Raw genomic sequence first — 6161 nt, 5'->3', positions numbered from 1 at the left:
GAAGCCAACCTTTGGCTCAGGCGCGCCTTGGTCACCTACAATAACGGCGACCATCGCACAGAGTCTCATGCACGCATCGAGGATTGGCTGCGGCATCTTCCTCCTGACGGGGTGCGGGCGATGTGCTCCTGGGAGCGGTTCTGCGCCTTTGCGCGCGAACCGGAACGACGGACGGTTGCTGGAGACGCGACCGTATCGGTCGAAGGCGCATCCTATGAGGTCGAGCCCGAACTTGCCGGCGAAACGGTGACCTTGCTCTGGGGCCTGTTCGATCAGGAACTGTTCGTCGAGCATGAGGGCAAGCGCTTCGGTCCATTCCAACCTTCGCGCGGGGCGGTTCCCCTCTTTCGCTATCGCAAATACCAGAAGAGCAAGCTCGAAGAGCGGCTCGACAAGGTGGTGCGCCTGGCAGACCAACTTGGGCTCCCCCGCGCCGCGGTCACCGGCGGGGATCGTCCATTGCCTTCGCTGCCCCCGACCACGGCTGGGCTGAGTGTACGGCGGACACCGTTTCCGGAACCCGCAATAGAGACCGCTTATCCAAATGGCCTCGCAGCCCGTGGGGCCATCGCCGACCAGCTCGGCCGGCCGATCGGCGCGATGAATGCCGGTGACCGCGCCTTCATCAATGAACTGCTTGGAGAAACACTCGACAAAAAGATGATCGCGGCCCGTATCCGCGAACGCTTCCAGGCGCGAAGAAAGGAAGAATGATGCTCGCTGACGTTCAATCCAGTTACGGCCTCGACCGGCCTTTCCAAGGGGCCGGCAACTTTGAGACCGAGCATCAGCGCACGATCATCCGCGAGGTGTGTGCGGCCGTCCAGACCGGTCGGCTTGTCGTGGTCTCCGGCCTGGTCGGTTCGGGGAAAACCCACCTTTTGCGCCGCATCGAGGCCGAACTCACCAAAGCCGGCAAGGTCGCACTCGCCAAATCGCTGGCGGTCGACAAGCGGCGCACTTCGCTGCCATCGCTCATTGAAGCCCTGTTCTACGACTTGTCTCCCGGCGATCGTGCGCAGGTCAAGATCCCCAAGCAGGCCGAGCGCCGGGAGCGCGACCTGCGCGACATCATGAAAAAAGGCAAACGGCCGATCGTCCTCGTGGTCGACGAGGCCCATGACCTGCACCACAAGACCTTAACCGGCCTGAAGCGACTGATGGAGGTGGTCGCCGACGCCGGCGTGCTCCTTTCCGTACTTCTTGTCGGGCATCCCCGGTTGCGCAATGATCTGCGCCGGCCGCAAATGGAGGAGATTGGCTACCGCACGACCATTTTTGACTACGAGGGGATCGGCTCCGCGCGCCGCGACTATGTTGCCTGGCTGCTTGGCGCCTGTGCGGCCGAAGGCGTAAAGGTTGGCGAACTCCTCGAGGAAGAAGCCATCGACCTCATCGCCGAACGTTTGCGCACGCCGCTTCAGATCGAGATGCATCTCACCCTCGCATTCGAGCAGGGCTTTCGCCTCGGCGCCAAGCCGGTTACCGCCGAAATCGTCGAGCAGGTCCTGTCCCGCGCCATCGACGATCTCGAACCGACGTTGACCCGAAATGGTTACGATGCGACGGCTCTGGTCACGCACCTCAATGCTCGGCCGTCGGATATCCGCGCCTTCCTGGCGGGCACCCTTGATCCCGAATATTCCCGTCAGCTGACCGAGCAACTACGACAGGCAGGCGTCCCGGTTTGACCATGCCGTCGCTGGCAATTAATCTGAGCACGTGGCGGATGTTTGCAAGCAGACCCGGATGTTTGCGAGCACATTGGCAAAGAGCGTGAGCACGACGCCCGCTCCATTGTCAGATAATTCGAGCAGAAAATGCCGATGTTTGCGAGCAGAGGCGCTTATGTTGGCAAGCCGCTACAGCTAGCGGTCATGTCGCTTGGCGTGGGGCCGATCTATCTGTGGGGCGCGTATGATCGAACGCGGCTGTCGGATGCGTTGGAGGAACGGGAGGTCAGTTCAAAACAAAACGCTCCGCAAAGCGGAGCGTTTAAGTGATCGGATTTACCGTGCCAGAGGCAATTTCCACCCTAGAAGGGTCGTGTAGGGCCGATCTCCCTATCGATCTAACGTGCCTAGAACACAATCGAATGAGCTATTTGTACATAAGTTTTCTTTGCGTCGCAAGTGAAGCTATATCAGCAAACGGTTCTTTGTAAGATTCAGGCCCAAAATGGAGGCGGCCGCGATACGGTGTGAGGCTGGACATGGACAAGTCTCGGCCGTCATCAATGGCAAAAGAGATATGGGGCTGGTAACTTGGATGATCCCAGCTCGCCCCAACCCGGCGAAATTCTGCATGGCGGCGATTGAGCGCCACGCACCCGAAAGTTAAGGCAAAAACACCGCCAAAGCAGACGACGCGTCGTCGCTGCCCTGCTCTGACGATAAGATCGTTGGAATCGCGCTCTGGAAGCTCTTGCCGGATTGGTATCCGGCTGAGAGCGACGGTCACATGAAAAGTGCGTGCCGGAAGAGGCTCCAGAAAGCCGTTTGCCTTTACCCACGCGTCAAGACCATCATGATCGAGAAGCGGCCTGCTTACAAAGAGAGGGCGGCCATACAAGCCATGGAAAGACACCGGATCACGCCTCTTCGGCGATCTCGTGATCAGGCCGCTCATGAGGCAGGCCCTTCGCATCGAGCTGCTCGGCGATCTTGTGAGAGAGACGGCCTTTCACCCGTTTGCCGGGGCCTGCCGACTTCTGGTCGGGCAGGTAGTATTTCATGTAAGCGGATGCCGTCTCGATGTCCTTTTCCGTGTGCCCGAGGACATCCGCGATGAAAGCCGCCTTCGATTTGGATTTCGGGCGGAAGAAGTTGTCTGCGATCTCCGCATAGAGTGCGCGCACATTGTTGGCCGTCAGTCGCTTTCCTTCCATGGCGTTCTTGCTGTCATTCAGGGAAGGTTTAGGCCAGAACGGGCCGAACAATTCCTCTCGGATGGCAGGATAGATGGCATTCGGGTTAGGCACACGCAGGAGATCGCTCGCGAACTCCTGATTGGTCATCTTCCGCCAGACCTGCCCCTCTGCACTCAACCGAAGAACGGTCCAAGCGAACACGATGTCCTTCGCATGTGTCAGGGTCGGGATCGGGAAAGGCTGATCGAACTGCGTTCCGTCGCGGCCTCTGGTCTTGGCCTGCCCTGAGAAGATTACGCGCCAGCTCTCGTAGCCGCGTCCTGCAACACCTTCCAATGCAAGGGGCGCAGGCGCGATAGAGCCTTGGCAGAAAACCTCATAAGGGCGTCGGCCAGTGAGAAGTCCGAGTGCAGCGCCATAGCGTGCGAGTTCGGCCCGTGTGGCCGCCTCGGCGACTTTCTGCGCCTCCTGCTGGAGTGTAGACCAGCTCGCGTCCGTCTTCGGCAGGGCCGCCTTTGCGGCCTCCACCAAATCGAACCAATGCGGAATGGCGATTAGCTCGTTGTGCTGTTCAATCACGGATTCGCGATAGGCACTCGAAACGGCCTTCTGCACATCCTCTGGCGCGATGATCAACGAAAGAGTGAGATCGTCCGCGATGGCGGCCTCGCGCAGCGCGTTTCGATAGCGGGTCGTGGTGGAGAGGATCGTGCTCGGTTCGATGTTCCCGCGCCATTCTCCGATCTCCGCGTCCCAAAGCTTCGAGATCGCGCGCTTGTAGATCGCATCAGCCTGCCGCTCGGTTTTTCCGCCGCTTTTGACGGCCGAGAGCCGGGCATCGTTCAAAAGCTTCGCGTGACGGACAAAGGTCTCGATGGCCTCCCGGCGCGTGCCGGGTCGCCCAGCATTCGAATGGGACGAGTAGGTGCGGCGCTGATCTTCGTTCTCTGTGCGGTCCAGAATCTTGATGTAGGGCAACGAGGGATGAAGGCTTCCGAGCGCGTCTTTGATCGCGGTCCTGTACTTCGAGACATAGGCAGCACGAGTCGAGATGGCTTTGCCGGCAATCCGCTCGTCCCATTCTTTGCTCCACAGCTCATCATACCCCTCTTCGACTGCTCGCACGGCTTCAACGAACAGAGGGATGGCATCGGCCACGACAGAGGGCCGGCCCATCCGCTTTGGAGCGGGAGTGCTTTCGGTGGCGGCTTCATTGCTCATGGCGGCGTCCTTTCGAGGCCTGCGCCAGTGGTGGCATCAGGCGTAGTTGTTGCGGATCAGGAAATGAACGGCTTCACCGAAGCCCTGCGGGCCGGGAAACTCACGGGTTTTTCCGGTAAGCTCGCCTTTGATGTTCCGCACGTTGATGTAATGGATGGTTTGGCCGTTGCGGCATAGTTCGCCGATCAGCTTTTCGGCCTCGGCTTCTCGCCGTTCCAGCCGGGTAAGATACCGTTCTTCGGCCTTCATCCGGCGCGAGAGGCGGGCTTCAAGATGCTGTTCGATTTCCTGACTGATATCGCGAATCATAAAAAACACCTCGAATGCCGGAATTAATAAAAATACTCTACACTAAAATAAAAACAAGTGCAAATGCCTTTATAAAAATTATGGTAGGGGGTTCTCTCGAAGGAAATCCGCGAGAATGCGATCAGCGATAGCTTTGCCGGCGACGGGATCAAGGCGCTCACCCTGTTGCCAGTATTCGATTTGGCGATAGGGGCGTTTGGGGATCACATATCCGAGGCCGACAGGGCCGGGCGAGTAAGTCTGGCCGATGTGCATGACAGCGACGAACAGCTCCGGGCGAGCGTCGAGAATGGTTGGATCGATTGCAATGAGCGTGCCGTTGAACTCGGCATTGACGGCTGTCTTGGTGTCGAGCCTTTTGGAGTAGGAGGGCATTGCCAGATAGGGACAAACCCGCAATGCGTAGCTCGCGCATTCATAGTGGAGCGGAGTGTCGTTATATCGGCCATCAGGATGGAACGCGCTCAACGGGCCGCCCACCGACCAGCGCCCGCGCAATAGCTTCGCGCCGCAGATAGCGCAACGATCCTCGCGAATGATCCGCTGGCGCATCGCCTCGTCGTTCATCGTGAAATGCGGGCGACCAGACTTGTCGCGTGTGACGATCACCGGAATAGGGAAACCGCGCGGATCGCGCGGCAGATGTTTCATTCTGTCGGGGAGCGGGAAAGTGTTTTGCGGCTTCATGATCAGGGTCTCAGGAGGGTATAGGCTGTACAGACTGAGCTGCGATGATCGGGCTTGAAACGAAAGCCGGCGTTTTCCAGTTCAACGCGAGTGGCAAAGCCAAGTCCTTTCACGGCGCTGTTCCAGCGGGAAGATGTGCAGAATCTTGTCGCAAACTGCTCGCGACCTGTGTAGCTATTGCGCTCCAAACGATGCTGGATTTGTCCGCCATTTGACAGAATTTCGAGAGCCTGCCGTGCGCGGGCTGAGAGTTTAGGTTCGTTCGTCATGAATATGTGTTCCTACAAGCGTTCAGAGTGCCCTCACTCGTAATGAGGCCGCGTCTCCGGGTAGGCGCGTGGCGCAGTGCCTTGGTGAACGATGGCGGCATAGCGCCCGCCAGCATAAGCGACGGAGCTGACAGGCCGCAGTGAGCGTTGCAGGTGATCGAGAAGCGCGTTGGCGCGGCGGGCCTTCTGATAGGCTCGGTCCTCCGATTTACAGACCCACGCAACTCGGACGAGCTGGCCGCAGTCGTACCACCAGCCGCCCTCTTCGGGGCCGCCATAGGCGCGGTCGATCTCATAGAAAGCAACAACGTAGCTCATCTTCCGGTCTCCATTATTGGCAAGCGCGCTGAGCGTCAGCGACGGTGCCGGACCAGTCGCAGGCGGCGCACTTACAAGAGCTGCTGGAATCCCACTCATGGCCTTGATGCTGAGCTTCGTCAGCGTCGGTGCCATCGGGGAAGAGGCGGACCCATATAGTTGCGGCGACATCAAGGGAGCAATCGGAATGGCAGTGAGGACAAGCCATGCTCCATGCGGATCGGACGGTCATCAGGGGATTCCCTTTTAGCGAATTGTGAATTGTTTTTATAAAAGTACACAAGGAACGCAGGGCGGTCAACACTAAAATAAAAACAAGAGATGGAATTTTGTAAAAAGTGATGGGAAGGGGGGGCAAAAACCGAAACCCGAGGACCAAAGCAGAACATAAATAAAAGCAAAGTATAAAAATGAGGCGCGGAACTATACTTAAATAAAAAAATAGCGAGAATAATAAAAAATAGCTTGACAATAGAATAAAAATGAGT

8 protein-coding genes and 1 pseudogene are annotated in these 6161 nt (G+C 58.1%); 2 read left to right on the top strand and 7 right to left on the bottom strand.

What is annotated here, in order from left to right; translation table 11 throughout:
- Both ACK8OU_RS19695 and ACK8OU_RS19690 read left to right on the top strand, forming a co-directional pair.
- A pseudogene (locus ACK8OU_RS19695) lies at positions 1-714 on the top strand (IS481 family transposase); the annotation flags it as partial.
- Positions 711-1691, top strand: a complete 981-nt coding sequence (locus ACK8OU_RS19690; protein ID WP_003501092.1) for an ExeA family protein — start codon at positions 711-713, stop codon at positions 1689-1691. The pseudogene ACK8OU_RS19695 and the gene ACK8OU_RS19690, both read left to right, overlap by 4 nt.
- A 409-nt stretch (positions 1692-2100) precedes the next feature.
- Here the strand turns inward: ACK8OU_RS19690 and ACK8OU_RS19685 are convergent, their stop codons facing one another.
- The 7 genes from ACK8OU_RS19685 to ACK8OU_RS19655 all read right to left on the bottom strand — a co-directional run.
- Positions 2101-2628: a hypothetical protein gene (locus ACK8OU_RS19685; RefSeq protein WP_410305035.1), complete on the bottom strand. Its 528-nt coding sequence runs from the start codon at positions 2626-2628 to the stop codon at positions 2101-2103.
- Positions 2591-4090, bottom strand: coding sequence for a protelomerase family protein (locus ACK8OU_RS19680; protein WP_410305034.1), 1500 nt, complete (start codon positions 4088-4090; stop codon positions 2591-2593). The genes ACK8OU_RS19685 and ACK8OU_RS19680 overlap by 38 nt, the downstream gene beginning before the upstream one ends.
- Positions 4091-4126: 36 nt before the next feature.
- Positions 4127-4399 (bottom strand): ACT domain-containing protein, encoded by a 273-nt coding sequence (locus ACK8OU_RS19675; RefSeq protein WP_410305033.1) that lies wholly within the window; start codon positions 4397-4399, stop codon positions 4127-4129.
- Between the two features lie 78 nt (positions 4400-4477).
- Positions 4478-5050, bottom strand: coding sequence for a hypothetical protein (locus tag ACK8OU_RS19670; RefSeq protein WP_410305032.1), 573 nt, complete (start codon positions 5048-5050; stop codon positions 4478-4480).
- A gap of 38 nt (positions 5051-5088) precedes the next feature.
- Positions 5089-5355, bottom strand: coding sequence for a hypothetical protein (locus ACK8OU_RS19665; RefSeq protein ID WP_410305031.1), 267 nt, complete (start codon positions 5353-5355; stop codon positions 5089-5091).
- A gap of 33 nt (positions 5356-5388) precedes the next feature.
- Positions 5389-5673, bottom strand: coding sequence for a hypothetical protein (locus ACK8OU_RS19660; protein ID WP_116625593.1), 285 nt, complete (start codon positions 5671-5673; stop codon positions 5389-5391).
- Positions 5674-5843: 170 nt separating this feature from the next.
- A partial coding sequence (locus ACK8OU_RS19655; RefSeq protein WP_410305030.1) for a hypothetical protein occupies positions 5844-6161 on the bottom strand: 318 nt, incomplete at its 5' end.

Origin of the sequence: Pontitalea aquivivens (assembly GCF_046507575.1) — a bacterium.
Classification (GTDB): domain Bacteria; phylum Pseudomonadota; class Alphaproteobacteria; order Rhodobacterales; family Rhodobacteraceae; genus Pontitalea; species Pontitalea aquivivens.
This window is presented reverse-complemented; position numbering and strand designations above follow the sequence as displayed.

What these genes read in the sequence shown, in the direction of transcription:
- ACK8OU_RS19665 (WP_410305031.1), bottom strand. Translation starts at nt 5,355, where the DNA reads ATGACGAACGAACCTAAACTCTCAGCCCGCGCACGGCAGGCTCTCGAA.
- ACK8OU_RS19675 (WP_410305033.1), bottom strand. Translation starts at nt 4,399, where the DNA reads ATGATTCGCGATATCAGTCAGGAAATCGAACAGCATCTTGAAGCCCGC.
- ACK8OU_RS19660 (WP_116625593.1), bottom strand. Translation starts at nt 5,673, where the DNA reads ATGAGCTACGTTGTTGCTTTCTATGAGATCGACCGCGCCTATGGCGGC.
- ACK8OU_RS19690 (WP_003501092.1), top strand. Translation starts at nt 711, where the DNA reads ATGATGCTCGCTGACGTTCAATCCAGTTACGGCCTCGACCGGCCTTTC.
- ACK8OU_RS19685 (WP_410305035.1), bottom strand. Translation starts at nt 2,628, where the DNA reads ATGAGCGGCCTGATCACGAGATCGCCGAAGAGGCGTGATCCGGTGTCT.
- ACK8OU_RS19670 (WP_410305032.1), bottom strand. Translation starts at nt 5,050, where the DNA reads ATGAAACATCTGCCGCGCGATCCGCGCGGTTTCCCTATTCCGGTGATC.
- ACK8OU_RS19680 (WP_410305034.1), bottom strand. Translation starts at nt 4,090, where the DNA reads ATGAGCAATGAAGCCGCCACCGAAAGCACTCCCGCTCCAAAGCGGATG.